Here is a 24,171-nt window from a genome sequence, read left to right as displayed (position 1 = left end):
GCATGGGCTGTGTCGGGAATAGGTAACAGTTCAGGAGCTCCAGAGCATATTCGTCAATTCTTCGTCCAGGTCCATGAAGTCGACTTCACGCCCAGCGGGCACCAGCTCATACGTACGGTGCAGGAACTCGGTCAGCGGCGCCAGCGGCACCTCGAACAGGGCCTGCCCGAACGGCGACGTCAGGCTGATGTTGAGCGTGCGCTCACCGTCCGACCGCGCCGGCCAGACCTGGACATCCCCGTCACCCACCCGCCGCACGATGCCGACGGTCAGCAACTCGCGCGCGAAGATCCACTCGACCGGCTCGTCGTTCCCCACGTGGAAGGCCATCCGGATGGCGTACGGATCCTCGGCCGTATAGCTGAGTCCGGCGAGCAGGGGGACGGTAGTACGGTCAGGGACCACAAGCCGAAGGCCCAGCTCGGCAGAGACGGTGGTGCTGTTCATCGTCAGCCAAACCTTTTCGTCGTCGGGTCCCCTCAACGGGGCTTTCACTGCTCACACGGACTACGTCCCGTGCTATGACGCGGAACGAAGAAACCTGTAGGAAAGATTCCGCTCTCAGGCCCTTCTGTAACGCAGTTCACAGCAAGACATTTAGGCGACTACCTGCGCAAACGTCACCAACAGGTGCATGTTTGCAAGGGTTTTGCGTGTCGTCGGGAGGGGTGTATCGGTCTCAGGTGGTGCGTATTGGTCGAGTGTGGGGCATCACGATGCTATGACAACACACCGCCACGCCGCCGCACTCCAGAGAACCTTTCGGTGACGATGCGCCCCAACTTGCGGCGCGCTGCCCCTCACACCACCAGAACACCCCGGAATCCACCGCTCCGCACTCACTCGCTCACCCATCGCATCCTCGCCCGCCCGTCCCAAGCACTTCGCGCACCACCCCCCGAGTACGGTATGGTTTTCCACGTCGGGCCAACGCCCGGCCATCCCGGGCGATTAGCTCAGCGGGAGAGCGCTTCGTTCACACCGAAGAGGTCACTGGTTCGATCCCAGTATCGCCCACCAGTCGTAGCAGGTGACAAGGGTTTCGGTGTCAAGCCGAGCCCTTTTTTCGATCTTGAAGGTCGTTGGGGAGCCAAACGGGGAGCCAACCTCACGCGGACTTTGGCTTACGCTTCTTCTTGTCGCCGAAGATCGTGTTCATGGTTTCGGCACCTCTGGTGATCACTGGTTTGAGCTGGTGTCGGTAGACCTGCTCGGTGACCCTGGTGCCCGCATGTCCGACGAGATCGGCGATGGTCTCGATGGGCACGTCGTTGTCACTCATGATCGATACGAATGAGTGTCGTAGTTCGCGAGGAGTCCACTCCTCTCCGATCCCCGCGTTCTTGGTGATCGCCCGAAAGGACCGCCGCACGTTGGCAGCGTCCCAAGGTGTGCCGACCGTGGTGCAGAAGACAAGGCCATGGTCTTGCCATGCTTTCCCCGCCGCAAGCCGTTCTGCAGCCTGGCCCTTGTGGTGACGCCGAAGTGCCTGTGCAGCCAGCCGTGGCAGTTCCAGCGTGCGCCGCGACTTGGGAGTCTTGGTGTCGCCCCCCACTCGCTCCGCGCGCCATACGTAGATGGCGAATTTCTTGTGATCGAACCCTGCTTCGGTTACCGGTCGCCAGCCTTGGACGTCCTCTACCCACGCCACGATGTGATCCCAGCGCAGGGCACGGGCCTCCTCGGTGCGTACGCCCGTCATGAGGCTGAGCACCACATAGGTGTGTAACGGCGACGACTTGGCAGCCTCAAGGACTGCTGTGGCCTGCACGAAGGTCAGAGACTTGCTGGGACGTCCAGCCCTGCCTTTGGGGGTGGTGACCAGTTCGGCCACGTTCTTGAGCACCATGTCGCGGGCCTGAGCGTGGCGGATGGCGCGCTTGAGGATCGAGTGGATGGTTTGCAGGCTGCGGGTGGACAGCTTGTCTGTCAGCCCATCGAGCCAGGCATCGACATCATCAGCCCGCAGCAGTTTGACCTTGGTTTTGCCGATCAGCGGGTTGACATGCTTGTCGGCCATGATGCGCAGGGTGGTGATGGTTTTCTCACTCCGGCCCTTGAGTCCCATAGTCAGCCAGTCTTCGACCGCACCACGAACGAGGTAGTTGTCGGGACTGGTGATGCCGGCTTCCAGGTCCTTGACGGCTTTGATGAGCTTGTCCTTGACCTCTGCTTTGGTCCTGCCCTTCCGCTTGAGCCGCAGGCGCTTGCCGTCGGGGCCGAACCCGAGAGAGATAGCTCCGGTGAAGCCGTCTCCCTCGGGGTAGATGGTCCCTTCATGTTTGCCGATCATGATCTTTGCCAAGTGATCCCTCCTCGTGGCGGTTGAGATATTCCTCGATCGCCTTCCTGATCACCCATGACACGGCGCGCTCCTGCGATTCCGCGTAGCGGCCTAGGCGCTCTTTGAGAGCAGCCTCCACGCGTACAGGAGGGAGCATGGCGGTCTTGTCGCTCGTCATGCAGCGCATCCTTCCAATGAAGTCGACACCCTGCACAGTGGGCGCGTCGCGTCGTTGAAGTTCTCAAGGGGCGAGAAACCGGAGACCTTCCCTCTGGTGAGTAGAGGGCGCGCCGCCAGCTTGTATAGCTATGTAATGCTTTGCTATACATGATTGTCAAGACTCCTTCGCTTCGAGGGAAGCGACGAAATCGGCGAGATGCCGATCAGTGATCCGACGAAGCTTGCCGATCTTGATGCTGTTGAGCTGTCCCGTACGGAGCAGCGCGTAGACTTTGTCGCGGCCGATGTTGAGGATCTCTGCTACCTGCTCGACGGTGTATGCCTGCATGAGGGCACCACCTCCTTTTCCTCCCCTGGACAGAACGCCCACCCGATTTCGTCGGTACTTCACGCTGCGTGATTGTCTTCGTCTTTGTCTCCGTCTCCGCATCCCGCCTACGTGCAGGCGCGCCCGTAGACGGAGACAAGTGGGGAGACGAAGACAATCACGCTGGGTTAGTTCACGGTCGGGTAGCCGCGCCACCGTCCGCGGGAGACCTGGCTGATACGCCCGGCATCGGAATGCTCTTTGAGCCGTTTGTAGAGCCAGGGTCGGCTCATGGCGGTGACGCGGAGCAGTTCATCGATCGAGATGCCTTCTGAGGGGGCACGCCACAGCGCTTCCCACAGCGCGTTCTCGGCGTCCTGCACGGCGCTGTGACGGCCGTTCCGGTCCGGTTCCCGTGCCTGCTGAGGGTCGGCTTCTGAACCATGCTCGTGGCCGTGTCCGTGCGGCCTAGCAGCCTGGGGTGCGGTGGCTGAGATGGGGTCCAGCAGGGGGCGGTGCGGCGCGTGCGTGCTGGCGGTGCGCTGCACCTGGTGGTCATCGATGAGGTAGGTACGGGCGCGGCGCGGGATGTCATGCTCGGGGGCGCTGAGCAGGAACTTGCCGGGCGCGTTGAGGGTGTGGGAGTGCCATCCGCTCTTGAGCATCCCCTGTCCCAGGATCAAGTCCACGTCGCGTTGTTCGCGGACGCGGAAGGACAGCCGCACATCCATCTGTGAGCGGACCGCGCCGTGTCCCATGGCCTTCTGACTGGGGCGTTGGGTTGCGGCGACCAAGGTCACCGCAACCGCACGTCCGCGTCGGGCGATGGAATCGGCATGCCGGACGGCTTCCGGTGCCTCATCGACGAGTTCGGCGTACTCGTCGATGAGGATGATCAGCGCGGGGGCGTCCGGGTTCGGTTCCCACACCCGCAGGCCGTCGCCGGCCAGGGCATCGGCGCGGGCCTCCAGGATCGCTATCGCGTCCCTGAGCAGGCGTTCAGCTTCCTGCGGGGTGGTGGCCAGCCGGTCGAGGCAGGACGCCCACGGGAGCAACTCCATGCCGCGTTTGAGATCGATGCCCCAGATGATCACGTCGGGGCATGCGGTGAGTTCCCCGAGTATGACGTTGATGGCTCCGCTCTTGCCGGCGCCGGCCACCCCGCCCACCAGGGCGTGACGGCGCAGCAGGGACACGCGTACCGGGGTGGCGTCCTCGAACAGCCCCAGCGTGACCGGTTCGGCGATTGAGGTGATCGAGGGTCCGGTCCAGCCGATGGCGTCGGCGTGCGGGTCGGTTTCGATCACCCGCAGCTCCATGCGGTCGGCGCGTTCGGGAACCGGCTGGATCCGTGCCGCACCCCTGCGCGCCCCCAACGCCGACTCCAGGGCGGGAATCTTCGCCACCGCGTCCTCTACGGTCTGGCCACGGGCCAGCGCGACGCGGACGCGGTATCCCCACAGGTCCACCAGCGCCGATTGCACGCGTGAACCGGCCAGGCCGACCGCGTGCGCGATGTCGGGCCAGGCGGCGAGCTTGCGTTCCACGCGCACCCGGGCGCGTCTGCGGCGGTGCGCCCACCAGGGGACGGCCACCACCACACCCCCGATGGCCAACGCCAGGGGCAGGGGTGGCGTGAACGGGCCGATGACGGTGGCCGCGCCTGTCCATCCGCCGACGAGTGCCAGCACGGTAGCGGCGTAGGCCGCTTCGATCGGGCGCAGGTCCAGCCACCGCCGCAAGACCACCACCGCGCCCACGGCAGCGGCGGTCACAGCCAGAACCGTCACCCAGCGGTTGGGGGCATTGCCGTGCAGCAGCACCGCCGTCCCGACCATCAGGGCGGCAGTGAGGAACGGCGCGAGTTCGGACCGGTACCGCCACAGGACACGTCCGATGGCGGTGATGAGCAGGGGTGCCAGGTCCAGGTCATCGGACAGGAGCACGATGGGTTCGGCTCCGTAGCGGCGGACCTGGCGGGCGTTGCGGCGGATGCGATACCGGGAGGTGGAGCGCCTCACCACGTGTCCCCTTGATCGTCGCTTGGGGGTGGGGTGTGCTGGGTGAGTTCGTCTCGCAGGTAGTACAGCGGGTCGGTTTCGCCGGCGTGGTCGGCGGACAGGGTGGCGCGGGCGGCTGCGAGCAGGTCGGCGCGACTGTGGTAGAGGGCGGTCATGTCGTCGCGCATGCGGAGGATCTCCGCGCACAGGGCGGGGATGTCGTCCAACGCCGCGTGGAGGCTGTTCCACAGGTCGGCGAGGGTCAGGGTCGAGGCGGATAGGGCGGTGAGCAGGCGTCGGGCGGTGTGGTGTCTGGTGGTGATCTCCTGAAGGTCGATGTCGGGCGGGGGAAGGTCGGTCATGGGCATCACTCCTTTGGGTCGAGACGATCACGAGCGCTGCGGGTGCTCGTGGCTGGTCACAGGTTGGTCAGCCATCGCAGCGCGGCGTTGACGGCGGTCCGGATGGTGGGGGCGGCGGCGGTTGCGGCCAGCAGGAAGCCGAACAGTGTGCACGCCACGGCTTGCCAGAGGCTGAGGCGCAGGTAGCGCCATGCGAGGAGCACGACAGCGCCCAAGATCAGCACGATGGGAATGGAGATCTCCACAGGTCATCACCTCCTTTGCTGGTGTGGGCGCGGATGGGGTGGGGTTAGATGCCGTCGTGGTGGGCCTTGCGGCGGTACCAGCGGGCACGGGCACGGCACTTGTGGCACTTGGCGTTGGAGGACTGCAGGGCCGCGCCGCACAGGCACCGGCGACCGAAGGACGGCAGGGAGAGAGCGCGCATCAGACTTCACCTCCTCGCATGGTCGAATCGGGATCGTTAGTTGTGGGAATGGGATTGCGCTGGTACAGGCCCACAGCGCGACGAGTCACAGCCCCAAGTGCGCTGCTTTGGGGGGTACGAGACGGGCGATCACCGAGGCGGATGCCGACGAACAGGAGGAGAAAAATTCCCAGCGCGGCACCGGCCAGGAACACCGCCCCCAACACGATCAGTGTGAAGATGTCCATTACCGTTCTCCTCCCTGAGTTCGCTTGATTCCTATGGCAGCGACAGTAGGTTTGGGAGATCGGTGTAACCCATTGCCGAGTGAGATCCGACGGTGCGATCGTTTTATTCCAGCGCGAGATTCATTTATCGCAGGGTGAGATCACGAGCAGAGTGAAGGGGTGGAGCCATGGTTGAGTACGTGCAGGTTCAGACGTCGGTGGATAGCGAAGAGGCCGGAGCACGCTTAGCGCAGGGAATCGTAGAAGCGCGACTAGCGGCATGCGTTCAAATCGGAGGCCCCATACGCTCCTGCTACTGGTGGCAAGGCGCCATGGAAGCGTCCACAGAATGGCAGCTCTTCATTAAGACGGTCGCTGGGCGAGTCCCCGATCTAATCGAATACATCGAGACCAATCATGACTACGACACACCTGAGGTGATCGCGACCCCGATCATCGCGGGCAATTCCGCCTATTTGCGATGGATCGCAGATGAGGTCGAAGCGCGCGACGCCCGCCCCATCAGGAGACCTGCCGATCCACATCACAGCGAATAATGATTCGCCTGTTACTGGTGATAGTGCCCAGCCGATTCCCGCCTCAGTAAAGGGGTGGAGGCATGTCTCTGGTGACAGTCCGCCCTAAGCGGCCTACACCTATGCGAGCTCTTCGGCTCGTGACCTGGGCTGCTCGGTGTGATGGGCGGTGCGAGAGTGACGGAACTAAAGCGATCCTCGTTGTAAGTTGACTGATCGCACTCGTATCTGCTCGTGATATCTCACGGTGTGATGGACTGGAGGTCCTATACCTGCTCTCGCAGTGCTGATGCCTAGGGGACGATACGCCTGCCATGGCCTTGGACCAGCAAGACCTCAGAGAGAACCTGGAGCGCATATTTGCAGGTCAAGAGATGGAAGCTGCGTGCAGAACGCGCGATCTCGGGGCGATCATCCGGACCCTGATGAAGTACGGCGTCACTCAGGGCAAGATCGCTGGTCTCACGGGTATCTCCCAGGGGCGCTTGAGTGAGTACAAGACCGGCAAGCGGGTGCCGATGGCCAAGTCTATTTTTGAATCTGTAGCCAACGGCTTGGACATGCCCGCGAACCTACGTCGGGCATTGGGACTCGCAGCGGCTAGTGAGCCGGGCAAGATCTCGCCTTCCGTCCAAGGAAATGGTCTACCCACCGACACATATGAACTCCAGCTGCTGGCGGAGGCCGTAGGAAGAGGCGGGGAGAGCGTGAGACGTCGTGAATTACTTCAACTGGCGGGGAAAATTGGCTCCTCCGCAGTCATGGCACAGAGCGAAATTGCCGAAAGGCTGGCAGCAGCCCTGGCCAGACCGAATGCTATGGATGAGTCGATAGTCCGAGAGATCGAGGCCAGGTCATTCGGGTTTCATCGACTTGAGCAACTGATCGCAGCCCCAATCCTCTTCGGGGGCATCGCTGCGCATCTCAGAGAGGTCAGTGTCCTTCTGAGCGGTACAGCGGCTGATCCGCGTGACGAATTACGGCACCGTCTTATCGTGGTCGCCGGAGAAAGTAGCACGCTTGCGGGCTGGATCGCTGCCGATAAAGGAGACATCACAACTGCTCGCAGCTTCTACCAAACCGCAGAAAGGGCCGCGAAAGAGGCGAACGACCCTGAGATCCATGCCTGCGTGCTCGGATACCGAAGTTACAGTTCCGGGATGAAAGGTGCCCACGGGCGCTCACGAGCTCTCTTAAGCGGTGCCCTGGAGATTCTTTCTCCCACTGCTTCCCCCGGAACCCTGTCATGGATTGCCGCACGACATGCTGAGGAAAGCGTGGCGCTGGGGGATCGCTCACAAGCTCTGAGATCTTGGGCGAAAGCAGAGGAAGCGTACAGCATGGCCGATCCAGAAGAGGATCGCGTTTGGACTCGGTTCCTGGATCAAGAACGGTTCGATACTTTCCGAATCTCGACACTTGCTGGCGTGGGCAGAGTCGATGAGGCGCAGGAGTCAGCGCTTACTTTGCTGGCGCGATTGCCGCAGTCGCGAAGGCAACGATCTGTGATCATCCTTGAAACCATCGCAACGGCATACTTCGTTCAGGGTGCAGTCAATGAGACGGCAAGGCTAGCGTTGCAAGGCCTTACTGCGCTGAGGGAAACGGCGTACACAATCTGGCTGCCGAAATATGAAGCGCTTGGCCAGGGATTGATGCGCTGGCGAAATCAACCTTTGGTCCGGGCGTTCTTGGAAGATATTGCGATGACAAAGGCCCAGTTCGGGTCTTCGCGCGGATGATATTCCTTCGGTGCCAGTGCTCATCGCGAATCGCCCGTCGCTCTTAGGCGCTGGTGGCGGGGGCGATGGCCAGTAATTCGCGGAACTCTCCGACTGCCGGGCGGTCCCGGCGATCAATAGGTACCGCGCGGAGTAACTTGCGCCCTGTCTCCATGATCATGTTACTGCGTTGTACAGTCGGAAGATCATTGATCACTGAGGCGGCACTTTGTACGCCTTGATCGATTCCACCGTTCAGCACTGCGCATAGGGCGTCGTGGAGTTGAAGAATTGAAGAATATTGCTGATCCCCGGTAACGCCCAACACGACAAGCGAGCGATCCTTTGCCTCACTCGCTTTGGCCTCCTTCCCGGCGTATGTGTGAACCAGGTTCTCCGCGAACGGAAGCTGACCAGCCTGCCAGTAGTTCGGCATGATGCTTGGTGGGGGTGGTTGGACCTCCAGTAAATCGCTGGTGTGATTCAACGCCCGGCGAGCCTCATCGTGCCTTCCGAGCAGAGCAAGTGTTTTCGCTTCAGAGCAGGTGACCAGTGCCAAGCCAAGTGAGGGTGTGGTTCCCGCGATCTGCTGCGCGCCTTGGATCAGCTGCAGGGTGCTTAGCGGGTCGCGCTGACCGTAATTGGCGTGGCCTGTTTCCGTCGCGTAGATGCCCAACTCCAGTTGCAGATCCCCGGACTCGTGGGCTGCAACGCGTGCCGTGCGCCACCAGCGCAAGGCCGCTCCGTGGTCACCCAGTCGAGTCAGCGCGTTCGCGTGCAGAGTGGAGAGTGCAGCGATGACCCGTTGGATCTCGGCTTTGTCCTGGATGGGCGTCCTGTCCAGCTGCCGTTGTGCGGTCATCAGATCCACGACGAGGTCATCTCGGACCTGGGCCGCCGGTCGTGTGCGCAGTCCGTACAGATGGGCGGCGACGGCAAGTTCCCATTCCTCGATGCTCCGGGATTCGTGATTGAGGGACAGGTCAAGTAGCTGGCGTACCGGTTCGCCTGCGGCACCGAGCGCTCCGAGTCCGGCTGTCGCGGCGGCAAGCTGTAAAAGCCGTCGACGTTCCATGTCCTCATCCTTGCCGTGAGCGGGGGAAGCTATGCCAAGAGTGTTGGCGCGTATCTGGTCCAGATGCGTGATGGCGGTGTGGAGCGCCATCAACTGACCATCGGCGGTGTAGAGGCGGTCCAGGTCGGGGACCAGGTATGGCGGTGTCGGCCGTTCCCCGCGTTCCAGCTTGGCAAGGTGCGAATGGTCCATACGGATGGCCTCGGCAACCTCCCGCAGGGACATGCCCCGGACATCGCGCCACCAGCGGAGCGCATAGCCGAGTAGCCGGGAGGGGAAGGCGTTCGGCCGGGCAGGCAGCGATGTTCTGGTCATCGTCATCCTCGTGATCGTGGTCACGGTGCGGGTCGGTTGTGGAATCCGTGACCCGTGCCGTATGGCTTTGCCGGGTACCCCCAGAGACTTCCCCTATTGCACCACGGCAGGGCTTATCGGCTCCGTCGTGATCGTGGTCAGGGTGTGGTCATCGTGACCACACGTTTCGGTAGTGGTCGGGGCGATGGGTCAGTGAGATGGCTGGTCGCCACCGGTCAAACGTTGCGCGATGAGGTCGGCTTGTGGTCCTGGCGTGGTCGCAGCGCCCACATTGCGCGCCTTGTCGGCTACCGAAAGTGACGTCAACGATTGCGTGCTGAGAGGGCTGATGGCCCGGGATAGGGCGGGTCCGGCTGGCGCTGCGAACGACCAGACGGACCCTTGCTCGCACAACTGGAGGTGCGAACCGTGAACGAGTTTAGAGGGAGGCGTGGCCGTCGCAGACGGAGAGGCCGTCGGGAAGATCCGCGGCCGGCGAGCGGTGGGCTGTCGCTGCGGGAGCAGATGCGGCGTGAGCGGTTCGATCTTCTGGCGCGTCTGGCGTTTGCGTTGGAGGGACGGGGAGTGTCGTGCACGCTGCGGCTGTCGGGTCAGCCGGGGGTGCCTGCGGTTCTGGAGATGCCGGGAGGCATGTCCGGGGTGGTGCGGGTGCGGATGCGCAAAGAGCTCAGGGGCTGGCAGTACACCGTGGGTGCCTCCACGGTGTGGGCGCAGGGTGAGGACCCGGTGGGGTTGATCCTGCGGGCGGTGTCGTGGTGAGCCGCTTGGGGGTGCTGGGGGTCGTTGACCTGCCCGGTGAGGCTGCCTCGGTGGTGCGGGCGCGGGCTTTTGTGCGGGGGCTGCTGGAGCGGGCGGGTGTCGGTGAGGCGTCGGATGTGCTGCTGCTGGTCTCGGAGCTGGTCAGTAACGCCGTCGCGCACAGCGAATCCGGGCATGGCGGACGGGTGGGGGTCGTGGTCATCGGCTGCCCTGACCGAATCGTGCGGGTGGAGGTCTGCGACCAGGGCTCGGATGCGAGCAAACCGCAGGTCCGGGACGACCAGGGATTGCTGTCCGCTGGGGGGCGTGGGCTGCGGTTGGTGGAGCAGATCGCGCGTGGCTGGGACTGGGATGAGGACGGTTCGGGCCGGACGGTGTGGTTTGAGGTGGCTGTATGACCGGCGATCACTGTTTGCCGGGGTCTGGTGAAGGGCTGCGGATGATCTCTGCGGCCATGGCGGGGGGATGAGGCTGCCCCTGGCTGGCCCTAGCTCCCCCGGAGGTGGCTCCTCCCGGGGTCGAGCGGTTCCGTGCTGACTTTCCAGGTTCGGGCGCGGGATGTGGGTGGCCGGGGGTTGGTGTGGCGGGGCGGGTGATGCGCGGATTTGGGCCGCGCTCCCCGTTCCGCCACGCGTGAGATGCGGCGGGATGCCCGCTGAGATCAGACAGCGCGGGATGCCGGAGATCCCCTCGGTCGCCGATGTGGTGTCGCGTTCACGACGAGAGAACACGAGTAGGAGAGCTGATGATGTTCGCAGAGCGGACGGTGTGGTTTGAGGTGGCCGTATGACCGGCGATCACTGCGTGGCCGATTCCGTGACGGATTCGGTGGCCGGGTCTCGTTGCGGGGAGGTGATCGAGAGCCTGGTCGCCAAGCTCGGTGGTGGTGAGCTGGCCGCTGGTGCGCCGTTTCCGCGTCTGTGGGAGTTGATGCGCACTTATGGGGTCAGCAGGAGTGTCGCCGCGCTGGTGCAGCGGGAGTTGACCGGGCGGGGACTGATTCACGTCGTCGGCAACGGGCGTGTGGTGGTTGCGGGCGAGGTCGGGCGGGAGAGGAGCCCGGACAGGAGTGCTGGTCTGCGGGGTGATGTGCTGGATCGGGTGGGGCCGGTTCCGTTGTACTGCCAGATCGCCGACATCCTGGCCCGGATGATCAAGAACGGGGAGTTGGCTGCTGGGGCGGTGGTTCCCAGTGAGAGTGAGCTTCGCCGGGTGTATGGGGTCGGGCGGGAGACGGCGCGGTCGGTGCATCGGGAGTTGCGGGAGCGTGGGCTGGCCTACACTCTCGGCGGGGCGGGAACGATCGTCGGGCTGGGGGTCGGTTCGGCGGATTCGGGTTTGCGGCCGGTGTATGTGGTGATCGCGCGGGATCTCGCTGATCAGATCCGGGTGGGCCGGATTGCGCCGGATCGGCGGATCCCGAGTCAGCAGGCGCTGATCATGCGGTATGGCGTTTCGCTGGTCACGGCCCGGCGTGCGGTGAGGGTGTTGCGTGAGGCGGGGTGGGTGTACACGGTGGCGCGGCGGGCGAGTTTCGCGGCGCGGCCGGAGCGGTGGCCCGCGTGGAAGGTGTGGGAGGCGGCCACGGCCGAGCGGGGCGCACGCCCTCTCGGTTCGGGGGCCGGGACTGTGCCGGGGTCGGGAGTCGGTCGCAATGGATGCGATCCCGGTAGACGAGTGCCGGTGGGTAGCGCCGGGGGTGGCCGGTGAAGCGCCAGGTCGGTACAGAGGTGCTGGTGCGCACGTATCGAAATGAGCCGTTGCGGCCTGCGTGCGGTCGTTGTGGCCAGGAGATCCCGGGGATTACGACCGCAGATTTGGTGGCGCGGTATCGGGGCGGGGCAAGTTTGGCGGCGATTGCCGCGTGGGCTCGGGTGGATTCCAAGACCGTTCGCACGTGGCTGGCGGAGGCGGGCGTGCAGATCCGGCGTCCTGGTCGTCGGGTCCGCACGCCGGTACGGGCGGAGCTGGGGAGATCGGTGGAGCCGGTGGCGGCGTCGGCTGAGAAGCGGGAGGTGAGCGGGGAAGAGCTGGCGGGCTTGTACCGGGCGGGGTGGGGCCTGAGCCCGCTGGGGGTGGAGTTCGGGATGTCCGCGCATCGGGTTCGGGCGCGGCTGCTGGCTGCGGGGGTGGAGATACGCGGACGCGGGCGACTGCGCCGGGATGTGGTTGCCGCGCGGCCGGGGTTGCCCGTGGTGTCCGGGCTGCGCGCGCTCCGCTCGTCGGGTCCGCAAGAGCGGGAGGTGTGGCGGCTGATGGCAGATGAGGTCATCGCCCGGATCCGGTCGGGGGAACTCGCGGTGGGGGCGCGTATCCCGCCTCAGGCCGAGTTGATGCGCTCGTTCGGCGAGACCAGCCGAAAGCATGCGTACCGGGCGGTGCGGGTCTTGTGCTCGCAGCGCTGGGCGGTGCCGCTGGGACCGAGAACCTTCGTGGTCACCCCGGAAACCAAGTGGCCAACCCGGGGTGAGGGGCGGGCGGCCAAGATCTACCGTGGCGGCCCGGAACTGGTCTACCGGCAGATCGCTGACATCCTCGCGGAAGAGATCGCGAATGGGGAGATCAAGCCCGGCGCGAGGGTGCCGAATCAGAGCGAGCTGCGCCGCGAGTTCGAGGTATCGCCGATGAGCGCCCGGAAGGCCCTCCAGGAGTTACATGAGCGTGGGCTGGTCCACACCGTGGGCAGGGCGGCCAGGTTCATCGTCCCGCAGGGGACGCCACTGCGGGGCACGGGTGAGGGTGAGAGAGCGGTGGCGGACTCCGACCAGTGACCCAAGTAGCCCTAAAGACGTGGGAGGGCCTCCGACGCGCCCGAGTTCTCAGCCTGGCTTGTATTAGGCCCGACCACCCCTGTGTGCGGCTGTGGCGGATGAATAAGTTCTGGTACTGGGCCGTGGTGATCTTGGGCTGACGCGGTGGGAGAGGTCTTCGCGTGTGGCTATGAAGGCGTAAACGAGAGCCGGGTGTAGATGGATTTGGGGGCCAGTTACTGATCAACGAGCTTGAAATGTTGGTGACATCCGGAGCGTGCTGAACGGCTGGGAGTGCTGGCCGAATGTTGCTGTGCGTGACGGGAGCGGTGGTCAACCGGCTTGGTGTTCTCTGGACGTGCGAGGGCCCGAGATCCTCGGGGCGGATTCAACTGGTCGTCGCAACACCTCGATCGCCTTCGGTCGGCGCTGCGAGCAGGCGGGCATCCGCCCGTCGACGGGCCGGACCGGGACGTGCTTCGACAACGCGATCACCGAAAAGCTTCTTCGCGTCCCTGGAGTGCGAACTGATCGACCGACGGACCTTCCGTACCAGGTCAGAGGCCGAGCGGGCGGTGTTCGCCTATATCGAGGGGTTCTACAACCCGCGCCGCCGCCACTCGGCAAACGGCCAGCTCAGCCCCGCCGAATACGAGCGCCGGCAGGCACTCAAACCCATCCACGAAAGCGACTATGCTGCCGCGTAGCCGAAAGCCCTGATGTGTCCATCAAACCGGGGCAGCTCCACCTGGATGGCGAGGGTCGAATTACCGCAGCAGAAGTCACTCCCAGCGGACACCTCCGCGAGGTCGAGGCGAACGTCGTAGGCTGATGGATCTACTCCGAGATGATCTTTAGTTCTAACGTTGGCGACGCTCGTCTGGGGGCTCACAGTTATGGCGATCTCCTGCCTGCACCGTGCAACAGCACGCGAACTCGCCGATGTCATCGCTGAGGGCAACCTGACCCAGCAACTGGTCAAAGCCTACCGGGAACTGCTGTGGCAGGAACCGAGCCCAAGCGAGGTTAGCTCGTGGGCTAACAGCATCCCCACGGTGGTAGATGCCCTGCTCAAAGCTGGGCTCGGCGATGTGACCGTGCTGCTGGAGATGAAGACCCCCATCACCGATGTGCGCATGGACATGGTCCTGGTCGGCACGCATCCCACCTCCGGCCGCATGTCGGTGGTCGTGGTGGAAAACAAGCAGTGGTCGTGGGTGCAGCCGGTGTCCGAATCGGAGCTTGTGCGCATCAGCCGCGGCGGCAAGGCGACCCTTCACCCGGCCAACCAGGTGTGGGGGTATCGGCAGGTGCTGACGGACTTCGTCCCGTTGCTTCGTAACGCCATGGTGTGCGGCGTGGTCAACCTCCACAACGCCCCGAGCGAGCAGGTGGCAGCGATTCATCCTGGCGCCCAAGGTCTCGACCCCGTGATTCCCCATTGGGTGCGCCTGTTCGGTAAGGACCAGGGTGAAGAGTTCCAGGAGACTCTGCGGGCGGTGCTGTCGGCCGAGCGATCCGCGCAGTGCGCCGATGACCTGCTTGAGTCGGTTGTCACCCCAGCCGAGGGGCTCATGACCAAGGTCGCCGAGGCCGTCCGCACCCGCAGCGTGTTTCCTCTGCTGGACGAGCAGCGGGAGGCCTACGACTACGTGCGGGCCCAGGTCAAGAAGGCTAAGGCAGGCCACAAGGAGGTCGTCGTTATTGTCGGCGGTCCGGGTACCGGCAAGAGCGTGATCGCCGTCGAACTGCTTGGCGCGCTCAACCGCCAGGGCACCCGGGCGGTGCACGCCACCGGCAGTCGCGCGTTCACCCAGACGCTGCGAGCCCGCGCGGGCTTAACCGGCAAGGCGCGCGGCGGGTTCGCCTACTTCAACAACTTCACCGACGTCACCGCCAAAGACCTGGACGTTCTGATCGCCGACGAAGCGCACCGCATCCGCCGCACCTCACGAGACCGCCAGGCGATGGATGACACGCGCGTCGCTCCGCCCCAGATCGATGAACTGATCAACGCCGCCCATGTGCCGGTCTTCCTCCTGGACGAATTCCAGATCGTGCGCCGCAACGAACTCGGTTCCATTGCCCTCATCGAAGAAGCGGCCTCCCGCGCTGGATATTCAGTGACCCGTATCGACCTACGGCATCAGTTCCGCTGTGCCGGCTCGCCCGGCTACGTCAACTGGATCGAGCGACTGTTGAAGCTTGCACCCACGAACGGCAAGCCCATGTGGCAGCAAATCGACGGATTCACCGTCCAGATCGCCCGTCATCCAGCCGCCATGGAGAAGTTCCTGCAGGAACGGGTGACCGAAGGCCACACCGCGCGCATCATGGCCGGCTTCTGCTGGCCATGGAGCGAACCCGAACCCACCGCCAACAATCCTCTCCCCGTGGACGTCAAGCTGCCCGGCTGGGAGCGCCCATGGAACCTTCAAGCCGATGAGCCAATCAACGGCATCCCCCGTGGCCACTGTGGGCCACCGACCCCGCCGGCTTCAGCCAGATCGGCTGCATCTACAGCGCTCAAGGCTTCGAGTTCGACTACGCCGGAGTCATCATCGGCCGCGACTTGACATGGACCCCCACAGGCTGGGCCACGGTCCGGCAGGCAAACCTGGACCCGGACCAGCGCAGCGCTCCCAGTTTCGACACCCTCGTCCGCCATACGTATCGGGTGCTGGCCACACGCGCAATGCGCGGGGTCGTCCTCTATGCCGAAGACCCCGCTATCAACCATCTTCTGGAAGACCTCGGTGTACCTGTCTTGGAAGGCTGAGCCCATGAGCGACGCGGATTTGGTAACAGCCGCCCTCCCCCTAGTCTGCGTGCCGCCCATCCGGCCCGGCTTCGGCCAAATCGACCGGTCTCCACCGCTCAGAGATTCGAGTTCGACTACGCGGGCGTCGTCCTCGGCAACAACTTGACCACCAGGGCCGGCCCGGGCGTACAGGTCGCGCGCAAAGCCAACGAGGGCAAGGAGGTTCACGGCGTCCCCGGGTTCGGGAAACTGGACCGGCGGAGAGCTTCCCATAGGCCGTCCGCTCCCGATCACACTCCCAGCCGCCCGGTAGCGGAGTGAGAGATCACGATTGCGATTCGTGATCGTTTCGAAACGGCGCAACGTGGAGCGTCGTCGGAGACAGTGCCGCCAGCGGTCTTGATGCTGTTACAACACCCGGCCTTGTGGGTTCATAGAGTACCGGTCATGGACCTCGTGGCCCTGGTGGGCACGCTAGCAGGAGTGGCTGCGGCGGTTGTCGCCGTGTTGCAGCTTCGGCGAACGCCACGCGAGCGCAACGCTCGTGTTCCCGCCGTCACCGTCACCACCACTGCCACCACCGAGCCTGTGCCGAGGTTGCTGGCCCCGACGGGCAAGCTCGGCGAATTATCCGGCAGGCAGGAACTCCTCACGAAGCTGGAGGAACGCCTGATAGAGCCAGACGGCCGTTTCCACGTGCTGGCAGGGCTGGGCGGGGTGGGCAAGACGACTGTGGCTCTGGCGCTGGCCGAACGGGCACGGCAGCTGGGCTGCCTGGTGTGGTGGGTGAGCGCGATCGACGAAGCCTCGATGACAGCGCCGTTGCTGAGGCTCGCCGGGGAACTCGGCGCGCCGCTGGGTGAGGTGGAGGAGGCTCGGGCCGGCCGTCGGATTGCCGCCGACGTGTTGTGGGCCAGGCTTGAGCAGAGGACCGGGTGGCTGCTCGTCCTCGACAATGCCGACGATCTGCACGCCCTGCAAGTGGCCGGTGCTCCGGTCATGGAGGCGACCGGGTGGCTGCGGCCAACCCGGTCGGGGCTGATCCTGGTGACGAGCCGGGTCGTCGACGCCGGAGCGTGGGGGCGGCACGGCGCGCTTCATCCACTCGCGCCGCTGAGCCAGGACGAAGGGGCCCGGCTGCTGGTAAGCCTTGCCGCGCACGGAGGAACGCTCGACGAGGCCAGAGCTCTCGCAGGTCGGCTGGGTGGTCTGCCGCTGGCTCTGACGCATGCCGGACACCATCTGTCCTCACCACTCTCAGCCGAGCAGACGTTCACCGCCTATACAACCGCGCTGGACGACCGGCTGCCCGAACTGCTCGGCGAAGGCAGTGACGACCCTGCGGTGACGAGCACGTGGGAGGTGTCGCTGGACACCCTGGCCCGGCAGGGACAGGCACAGGCAAGGCCGCTGCTGCGAGTGCTGTCCTGTTTCGCGCCGTCGGTGGAGATCGATACCGGATGGCTGGACACACGAGTGTTGTCAAAGGTCAGCGGCGGGGAGCGGAAGGTGCGGTCCGGGCTGGAGGCACTGCTCTCGATGGGCCTGGTGGAGACTCGCACGGTGCCGGGCTGGAAACGGCGAGGGCTGATCGTCCATCCCCTGGTGGCAGCCGCGGGTCGACTTCATGCCTCCCCTGAGCTCACCCGAGCCGCCGTCGGAGTGGTCCACCGTGTCGTCTCGGACCTGCGCGAGGACGAGCCCTCCAACTGGCCGGCGTGGCAGGGCCTGATGCCGCACCTGCGTGCCCTCCTCGGCCTGTCCCCTGCTGTCATCGAGGAGCCCGTCCTCGACCAGCTCGCCAACGTGGCCGCTCGAGGGGCGGCCGCGTTGCGGGTGATCGGCGCATACGTCGCGGCGGCGGAATTGGGGGCGCTCGCGCTTCGGCAGTGCGACGTGCTGGGCGCGCGGCACAAGCGGGTGCTGGCACTGCGCCACCAGCGGGCGAGGGCCCGCGTCGACCTGGGCGACGCAGTCGTGGCCGAAGCCGAGCTACGACAGGTCCTCCTCCAGGAGGCGACATTGGGCCCACGACACCCCGACACGCTTGCCGTACGACACGGCCTCGGGCAAGCGTTGTTCGCCCAGGGACGCTACGAGGAGTCGCGTCAGACGTACGAGAACCTGTTAGAGATCGAAAACGACGTCCTTGGAGCCGATCACCCCGACTCCCTGGCAACGCGGCATGAGATCGCGCGCGCCTTGGCGGCCCGCGGTTTGTTCGCCGCATCCGAGCGTGCCTGCAAGGAAGTGCTGGCGGTCCGTACGCGTGTCCTCGGCCCCGAACATCCGGACACGCTCACCACACGGTTCCACTGGATCCGCGCCATCGGCGAGCTGGGACACTACGCCGAAGCTGACGCGGGTTACCAGGATCTGCTTGCTGTACGCACGAGGGTCATTGGTGCAGAGCACCCCCTTACGCTCCGAACCAGGCTCAATCTGATCACTAACCTAGTCGACCAGGGCCTTCTCGAAGAGGCCGAGGCAGAATACAGCGCCCTGCTGGTGCAACAGGTGCGGATCTTGGGGCCGGAGCACTCAGACACCTTGCTGAGCCTGTCCAACAGGGCCTCGACACTCACGGAGCTTGGCAGGCACGCCGAGGCCGAAGAAGACCTGCGCAGGGCCCTGGACATCTCCATCCGGGTGCGAGGTGCCGACCATGTGTACACCCTCGACATCAGATACGAACTCGGCCGGACCCTTCTGGCCAAAGGCGAGTACCACGCGGCCGAAGACGTGCTGATGGCGGTCATGCGTGACCAGACCAGAGTGGCGGGCGCCGACAACCCCCAAACGATCGCCACCCGCCATGAACTGGCGCGCCTGATGGCGAAGCAGGGCCGCACGGCCGAAGCCCGGGCCGAGTACATCATCGTCGTGGACCACTCCCTGCGAGCTCACGGGCACGACCATCCCCTGACAACGGCGGCCAGGGTCGAGCACGCGGCCTTGGAGCTCCTCACAGAATGATCTTAGACGCGCGACCGTCGAAGCCCGGGATGCCTATGAGGCAGGCCAAGGCTTTCGTCGTTTCGGTGATGCACCCCTGGAAGTACGCGACGGGTTCCTTTCAGCTTAAGCAGCCGCACAGCCTGCGCTCATACACGGCTGTCCGGAATCGCCGTAGCACCTCAGACTTCCTACGGGCCAAGCAGGCCGACGGGTACAGCGCCCGCATCGGTGCCGGCTTCTGCTGGCCGTGGAGTGACCATCTTGCCGACGGCACCCTGGTCGACGACGTCCAAATCGGCGACTGGCGCCGCCCTTGGAACTCCAGTACAGATAGGGAGACCAACGGCATCCCTCCATCCAGTCTGTGGGCTACTCACCCCGCTGGCTTCGGTCGGATCGGCTGCATTTACACCGCGCAGGGCTTCGAGTACGACTACGCGGGCGTCATCTTCGGCGATGATCTGATCTGGACCGGTCAGGATTGGCAAGCCAACCGCCGAGCCAACAAGGACAAGGAGGTCCACGGTGCCCCCCGATTCGGGAACTGGTCCGCAACACCTACCGGGTCCTGGCCACCCGAGGCATGTCCGGCGCGGTCCTCTATTCCACCGACCCCGCCACCAACCGGCTGTTCGCCGATCTCGGCATCCCCGTTTTGTGACGAGCCCACCCCACAAGGAACGATTTCATTGACGCAGGTCCTCATCCACCCGTCAGGCAATGCCGAAGCGCTTCGGCACTGGAAGATCACCCTAAATCAGCCCATCGACTACCACACGGATCCGTACGCGACGCCCCTGACACTGGAGGAACGGACAGCCCTCGACGCTCTGCACCCCGATGGCAAGGCGAGGTTCTGGGGAGCAACAGGCATCCACGACGCTAAAATGGCGAAATTGCGTACGGGCGACATCGTCCTGCTGACCGGCAAGAATCATGTACGTGCGGTCGGCGAGATCGGCCACTCATTCCGCAACGCCTCCTTCGCCGACACCCTGTGGTCCCCTCATGCCAAACACGGCTCCTGGCATAACGTCTATAGCCTGCTCAACTACGAGCAGACCGCGATCCCCTACACGGAAATCTGGGACCTGCCCGGTTTCACCCCGGGGGATAACTTCATGGGTCTGCGTCTCCTCGACGCGGAGAAGAGCAGAAACGTCCTCGACGGCCTCGGCATCGAGACGCTGACAGAGCGCGCCATAACCACTCTCAATGACAGCGGTGTTCAGGTCATCGGCGTCGAAGCGGTCAATATCCTCCGCACCAGCTTCGATCGACTGGGCGGGACGACCCTTGTCAACCGCGTGGAAGCGCACCTCGTGCAGAGCTACCAGGCGACCCTCGGTGTCGCGGTTGCTCGCTTCCGCGCTCCGGCTGGCATCACCGACCTGTATATCGTCACATCCGACGACACCGAGATCGTAGAGGCCAAGCGGTCGGCAGACCACGCCTTCGTCCGCCAGGCGCTCGGGCAACTCCTGGACTACGGCCCCCACAGTCCGCAGCCAGTGACTCGACTCACCGGACTGTTCCCCGCTCAGCCCACCGATGCCGATACCGGTCTACTCCATCGCTACGGCATCGATTGCGTTTACAAGACCGAGTCGGGGGCTTTCGTACGCATACCGGCGCCAGCATCTCAGCGTGAAGCCATGATGAAGATCATCCAGTCAGATGATCCGATTACCACTTCTAAACGAGATAGTGATGCTTAACCATAGCCACATCAACAAAAGAGATGAATTGTAAATTCTGGGGCGCAACTATTGATTCCGGCCGAAGGGCCGGAATCACACTCGGATCGGCAAACGTGGGCCAATGTCGACTGCGTCACCAACGTTGCCTGGTCGTCGGGGAAGCCCTTGCGCCGTTCTCTGTCCTCCGTGTAGCCCACCGCGTGGTCAGAGGACTTGAGGTCCTTGTTCAGCACAGCCCCGTCGCAGGTGACGATGCCGAGGACCTGACCAGGTTCGCGTCACTGGGCTTGAACGAGTCCCTCGGCGAGCCCGCCTCCGGCTTCTCACCAGCGACGGCTCTCTCATGGCCGAGGAGTAGCGCAAAGGCGGGGCCCAGGGTCTTCGAAAATCTCCCATCTGTCTACATGAGGACCGTCCAGCGTGCCGATTCCCGGAGGACTGCTGCGGCGCCTTCCAAGTCGGCAAGCCGGGCCGCGAGCGTTGCCTCGGCGAGCCGACGCGGGAGCGCCGCACTGAATTTGAGTCCGTTGAGGGCCTTCTGGTCGACTTCCGGGAGGGAGAGCCGGGCGACCCCATCCGCCACGGCCACCTTCCATTGCTCGAAGGTGACGTCATCGCGGAGCCTGATGGAGTCGTCCTCGACCCGCTGTCCTGGGCTGGCAATATCCGTCAGCGTTGACGCGAGGGTCGCGTTGGCGCGGAACCCACCCCATGTCCACCACCGGACTTCCCCGTTCCTGTCGCGTGTGACGACGGTGCCAGCAGGATGAACAGTGTCGATGGCCCCCTCGCGGATCGTCGCGAGATGCTGTTTCGCTCGCTGGGTGAGCCGCACCGGCGGATCCTCGCCGAGCAGCACTGAACGCATCGCCTGGGTCAGCATGTGCGACAGTCCGCTCAGCCCTTTGATGCTGTTCCAGCGTGCCTTTCCCTGTCCGTCCGACGGCTCGACAAAGCAACGCCGCCGGCGCCAGTCGATGTAGGTGACCCGCCAGGTGCGCCCGCCGAGCAGGAGGAGTCGTGGCCCCTCGATCTCTTCGGTCAGCAGAGCCGGGTCGGTGCGGCCTACCTCCTTCCTCCCTGCCAGCACCGTGAACTCAGGGGCTGTGGTAAAAACACTGGTCATCTCCATGAAGTGCCGTCGCCCGAAACGGCGTTCGGCCTCTGGACCGATGAACAACATGCCGGAGTCCTCGTCCAGAAATCCCTGGGAGACGAGGTGCCGTACGATCGGGTCCGCCGCGCCGCCGAAAGGTCCGAGTCCGTTCCACCACTCTCGCCATACCTGGTCGCCGACTCGGTGTTCCTGGAGGCAGAGCGCAAGCACTTGCTGGGCGACGATATGGCGAGGCTCGGGAGGCGCGGTGACCGGCTCTACCCAATTCCTTCCCCACAGGACCAACAGACCCGCCGCATGCATGAGGGCATCGTCGGTGAGTGCTAGGAACAGGCAGTTGCGCAGGGTTCCGGGGCGGCGTCCGGTACGTCCGAGCCGCTGTAGGAAGGAGGCGACGGTGCCTGGAGCGTTGATCTGGATGACGCGGTCCAGATCCCCTACGTCGATGCCCAGTTCCAGGGTGGAGGTTGAGACGATCACGCAGTCGCGCGCTTCTTCGAAGGCCGCCTCAGACTGCCGGCGCTGCTCGATGGACAGGGAGGCGTGGGACAGGAAGGTGGTGACGCCTAGTGCCCGCAGAGTGTGTCCAAGCTCTTCGACCAGTTGCTTGGAGTCGCAGAAGACCAGTCGTTTCTCGCCTCGATGCAACGAGGCGATCACTTTGGCAGCGTTCGCGGCCGAGCCGACGTAGTCGAGCTGGATATCACCGGACGGCGTGCCCAACGGAGCGGCGGCACTATTAGCAGCGACCACCTGAGCGGGACGGGTGCTTGTCCCCTGGAGCCAGGCCAGCAGCTCCGAAGGATTGCCGACAGTGGCCGACAGACCCACCCTCTGGATGGGATGCTCGAGGAGCCGGGTGAGTCGCTCCAGGACGGCGAGCAGGTGCCAGCCTCGGTCATCGCCAGCAAATGCATGCACCTCGTCGACGACGATGGCCTGTAGGCCGGAGAAGAACTGCCGGTGGTCCACGTTGACGCTCACGAGCATCGCTTCAAGGGACTCCGGTGTGGTCAGCAGCACGTCGGGGCGGCTGGCGAGGATCCGCTTGCGCGCCATACCGTTGACATCCCCATGCCACAGAGCGGCCCGACGGCCGATCCAGTCGGTGTACTTCTCCAGGCGCGGCAGCAGGTTATTCAGCAGTGCCTTCAGCGGGCACACGTACAGGACCGAGGTGCCGTGCCAGTTGGATGATGCCATCCGGGAGAGGAGCGGGAATATCGCCGCCTCGGTTTTGCCGCCGGCCGTGGGAGCGAGCAGGAGCGCGTCGGAGCCCGCCATCAGCGGGTCCACGGCGGCTTCTTGAAGGGGACGCAACTCGGGCCATCCGAGCGTGTTCACGATGTGGTGCGCCAGCGCCGGATGTAGCTGCGCGAATGTCACGACAGGTCCAGTTCGACCTCATCGGCGGAATCCGCGGGCGCTACAGCATGCGCTGCGTTCCGTTCGACGTCGGTCAGTTCCACGGCCGAGACTGTGAGTGCGTAGTGCTTGCGGGGGTCGAAGTCGTCGAACTGGTCGACTCTGTCCAGCACGTCGATGAGCTTCCGCAGGAAGGTCCGGGGTGCGACACCGATCTGACCGCCGAGGTGTCCCGCCACTGCGGAGGCGAGTTCCTTGACATAAGTGTCGTCTACAGCCGAGCAGATGCGATCGTTCCCTGAGGCGTATAGGGAGCGGACCTTACGTCCGAGCTCGCCGAGCGAGTCCAGCGTGAACCCCGGCAGCCGGATCTGGATCGCCCTGGGGTTGTCAAAGCGTGCGTCGGAGGTGAAGTCGACTGAGAGCCGCTGTGCCAGTGGGGTGAGCCGCTGCACGCCCTGGGGTCCGTCATAGAACGCGGATGTGCCAGTGATGAGAAGGTAGAGGCCGGGGAACCTGCCGGAGTGGACCTCGTCGATGAGCTGGCGCAGCGAGTTGAGTGCCTTGTCGCGAGCGTCGGAGCGGACCCGTTGCAGGGTTTCCACCTCGTCGAGCACTAGCACCAGGCCAGGATGGCCGGAGTCGTGCAGCACCGTCAGCAAGCCCTGGAGAAAGCCCAGGGCTCCGAAATGGTCGAGGTCACCGCGGACTCCGGCGGCCCGGCGCGCCGCCGCGGCAACGTTCGGCTGGCCGCCCAGCCAGGCGCGGATGGAATCGGCCGTCCCACTGTCTCCGGAGGCAAGCGCATTGCGGTAACCCCGCAAGGCCGCGGCGAACGTCGGCGCGGACCGGCTGACCTCAGCGAGCCGCTGGGAGAGCAGTTCCTCGACGGCGGCTTCGAGCGCCGCGCCTTCCAGCGACGAGTCCGCCGCGAAGGCGTCCTCCTCTAGGACGTAGAACCAGGCGTCGACCACAGGTCGCAGTGCCGAGGGCGCGTACGAAGCGGTTGAGAGCCGCTCGGTGAGGCGCCGGTACACAGTTTCCAGCCTGTGTAGCGGGGTCTCGTTCTCCGACACTTGGACCTCGGAGGTGGCCATGCCTCGACGCTTGGCCTGTTCGGCGAGCCAGCGGGTGAAGAAGGTCTTGCCCGAGCCGTACTCACCGCGGACCGCTTTGAACACCGCTCCTCCGGACGTGACGGTGTCCAACTCGGTGTCCACTGCCGAGGCGAATCGGTCGAGGCCGACGGCGAGCAGGTCGAGCCCTGCCTGAGGCACTGCCCCGTTTCGCAGCGCGTCGATGACCTCGCGACGCCGTATGGCGCTGACCGACACCGACTCCGACACCT

At 64.7% G+C, this 24,171-nt stretch carries 22 protein-coding genes, 1 tRNA gene and 1 pseudogene; 12 read left to right on the top strand and 12 right to left on the bottom strand.

All coding sequences use genetic code 11. The annotated features are described in order from the left end of the window. Positions 1-30: 30 nt before the first annotated feature. Positions 31-447 (bottom strand): SsgA family sporulation/cell division regulator, encoded by a 417-nt coding sequence (locus Amac_RS06220; protein WP_155343490.1) that lies wholly within the window; start codon positions 445-447, stop codon positions 31-33. 498 nt (positions 448-945) lie between these two features. On the opposite strand from Amac_RS06220, the gene Amac_RS06215 reads away from it, so the two are divergent. Then, a tRNA-Val gene (locus Amac_RS06215) sits at positions 946-1,020 on the top strand. A gap of 88 nt (positions 1,021-1,108) precedes the next feature. Here the strand turns inward: Amac_RS06215 and Amac_RS06210 are convergent. The 8 genes from Amac_RS06210 to Amac_RS06175 form a co-directional block, all read right to left on the bottom strand. Next, positions 1,109-2,305 (bottom strand): site-specific integrase, encoded by a 1,197-nt coding sequence (locus Amac_RS06210; RefSeq protein WP_246268099.1) that lies wholly within the window; start codon positions 2,303-2,305, stop codon positions 1,109-1,111. Continuing rightward, positions 2,277-2,462, bottom strand: coding sequence for a ribbon-helix-helix domain-containing protein (locus tag Amac_RS06205; protein ID WP_170321715.1), 186 nt, complete (start codon positions 2,460-2,462; stop codon positions 2,277-2,279). The genes Amac_RS06210 and Amac_RS06205 overlap by 29 nt, the downstream gene beginning before the upstream one ends. A 156-nt stretch (positions 2,463-2,618) precedes the next feature. Then, on the bottom strand, positions 2,619-2,792 hold the full coding sequence (locus Amac_RS06200) for a helix-turn-helix domain-containing protein (RefSeq protein WP_155353349.1): 174 nt from the start codon (positions 2,790-2,792) through the stop codon (positions 2,619-2,621). Between the two features lie 167 nt (positions 2,793-2,959). Beyond that, positions 2,960-4,792, bottom strand: a complete 1,833-nt coding sequence (locus Amac_RS06195) for a cell division protein FtsK (RefSeq protein WP_155353348.1) — start codon at positions 4,790-4,792, stop codon at positions 2,960-2,962. Beyond that, positions 4,789-5,133, bottom strand: coding sequence for a hypothetical protein (locus Amac_RS06190; RefSeq protein WP_155353347.1), 345 nt, complete (start codon positions 5,131-5,133; stop codon positions 4,789-4,791). Before Amac_RS06190 ends, Amac_RS06195 begins: the two co-directional genes overlap by 4 nt. A 56-nt stretch (positions 5,134-5,189) precedes the next feature. Next, positions 5,190-5,378 (bottom strand): hypothetical protein, encoded by a 189-nt coding sequence (locus Amac_RS06185; RefSeq protein ID WP_155353346.1) that lies wholly within the window; start codon positions 5,376-5,378, stop codon positions 5,190-5,192. Between the two features lie 44 nt (positions 5,379-5,422). Beyond that, complete coding sequence (locus Amac_RS06180; RefSeq protein ID WP_155353345.1) at positions 5,423-5,560, bottom strand: hypothetical protein; 138 nt, start codon at positions 5,558-5,560, stop codon at positions 5,423-5,425. Beyond that, positions 5,560-5,787: a hypothetical protein gene (locus tag Amac_RS06175; RefSeq protein WP_155353344.1), complete on the bottom strand. Its 228-nt coding sequence runs from the start codon at positions 5,785-5,787 to the stop codon at positions 5,560-5,562. Before Amac_RS06175 ends, Amac_RS06180 begins: the two co-directional genes overlap by 1 nt. Positions 5,788-5,954: 167 nt before the next feature. On the opposite strand from Amac_RS06175, the gene cutA reads away from it, so the two are divergent. Both cutA and Amac_RS06165 read left to right on the top strand, forming a co-directional pair. After that, positions 5,955-6,323, top strand: a complete 369-nt coding sequence (gene cutA / locus Amac_RS06170; protein ID WP_155353343.1) for a divalent-cation tolerance protein CutA — start codon at positions 5,955-5,957, stop codon at positions 6,321-6,323. A 293-nt stretch (positions 6,324-6,616) separates the two neighbouring features. Beyond that, the gene (locus tag Amac_RS06165; protein ID WP_155353342.1) at positions 6,617-8,044 is read left to right on the top strand and encodes a helix-turn-helix domain-containing protein; all 1,428 of its coding nucleotides are present in this window, start codon (positions 6,617-6,619) and stop codon (positions 8,042-8,044) included. Between the two features lie 43 nt (positions 8,045-8,087). Here the strand turns inward: Amac_RS06165 and Amac_RS06160 are convergent, their stop codons facing one another. After that, positions 8,088-9,419: a helix-turn-helix domain-containing protein gene (locus tag Amac_RS06160; RefSeq protein WP_155353341.1), complete on the bottom strand. Its 1,332-nt coding sequence runs from the start codon at positions 9,417-9,419 to the stop codon at positions 8,088-8,090. A gap of 558 nt (positions 9,420-9,977) precedes the next feature. On the opposite strand from Amac_RS06160, the gene Amac_RS06155 reads away from it, so the two are divergent. From Amac_RS06155 to Amac_RS54700, 9 genes and pseudogenes are all read left to right on the top strand, one after another. Continuing rightward, complete coding sequence (locus Amac_RS06155; RefSeq protein WP_155353340.1) at positions 9,978-10,172, top strand: hypothetical protein; 195 nt, start codon at positions 9,978-9,980, stop codon at positions 10,170-10,172. After that, entirely contained in the window at positions 10,169-10,570 is a 402-nt protein-coding gene (locus tag Amac_RS06150) for an ATP-binding protein (RefSeq protein WP_170322349.1), read from the top strand. Before Amac_RS06155 ends, Amac_RS06150 begins: the two co-directional genes overlap by 4 nt. Positions 10,571-10,958: 388 nt before the next feature. After that, positions 10,959-11,882 (top strand): GntR family transcriptional regulator, encoded by a 924-nt coding sequence (locus Amac_RS06145; protein ID WP_155353338.1) that lies wholly within the window; start codon positions 10,959-10,961, stop codon positions 11,880-11,882. A gap of 164 nt (positions 11,883-12,046) precedes the next feature. Then, entirely contained in the window at positions 12,047-12,943 is an 897-nt protein-coding gene (locus Amac_RS06140; RefSeq protein WP_155353337.1) for a GntR family transcriptional regulator, read from the top strand. Between the two features lie 373 nt (positions 12,944-13,316). Beyond that, positions 13,317-13,629 (top strand): annotated as a pseudogene (locus Amac_RS06135) (IS3 family transposase); the annotation flags it as partial. A 159-nt stretch (positions 13,630-13,788) separates the two neighbouring features. Then, positions 13,789-15,498 (top strand): DNA/RNA helicase domain-containing protein, encoded by a 1,710-nt coding sequence (locus Amac_RS06130; RefSeq protein ID WP_155353335.1) that lies wholly within the window; start codon positions 13,789-13,791, stop codon positions 15,496-15,498. Next, a complete protein-coding gene (locus Amac_RS57840) occupies positions 15,396-15,701 on the top strand; it encodes a DNA/RNA helicase domain-containing protein (RefSeq protein ID WP_155353483.1) in 306 nt (101 codons plus the stop codon). The genes Amac_RS06130 and Amac_RS57840 overlap by 103 nt, the downstream gene beginning before the upstream one ends. Positions 15,702-16,130: 429 nt before the next feature. After that, on the top strand, positions 16,131-18,659 hold the full coding sequence (fxsT, locus tag Amac_RS06120) for an FxSxx-COOH system tetratricopeptide repeat protein (protein WP_170322348.1): 2,529 nt from the start codon (positions 16,131-16,133) through the stop codon (positions 18,657-18,659). 35 nt (positions 18,660-18,694) lie between these two features. Next, positions 18,695-20,359 (top strand): DNA/RNA helicase domain-containing protein, encoded by a 1,665-nt coding sequence (locus Amac_RS54700; RefSeq protein WP_218040898.1) that lies wholly within the window; start codon positions 18,695-18,697, stop codon positions 20,357-20,359. A gap of 382 nt (positions 20,360-20,741) precedes the next feature. On the opposite strand, the gene Amac_RS06105 is transcribed toward Amac_RS54700, so the two are convergent. Both Amac_RS06105 and brxD read right to left on the bottom strand, forming a co-directional pair. Continuing rightward, complete coding sequence (locus Amac_RS06105; RefSeq protein ID WP_246268098.1) at positions 20,742-22,844, bottom strand: DEAD/DEAH box helicase; 2,103 nt, start codon at positions 22,842-22,844, stop codon at positions 20,742-20,744. Next, complete coding sequence (gene brxD / locus Amac_RS06100; RefSeq protein WP_155353333.1) at positions 22,841-24,169, bottom strand: BREX system ATP-binding protein BrxD; 1,329 nt, start codon at positions 24,167-24,169, stop codon at positions 22,841-22,843. Before brxD ends, Amac_RS06105 begins: the two co-directional genes overlap by 4 nt. Positions 24,170-24,171 lie beyond the last annotated feature (2 nt).

This window comes from Acrocarpospora macrocephala, assembly GCF_009687865.1.
In the GTDB taxonomy this organism is placed as follows: domain Bacteria; phylum Actinomycetota; class Actinomycetes; order Streptosporangiales; family Streptosporangiaceae; genus Acrocarpospora; species Acrocarpospora macrocephala.
This window is presented reverse-complemented; position numbering and strand designations above follow the sequence as displayed.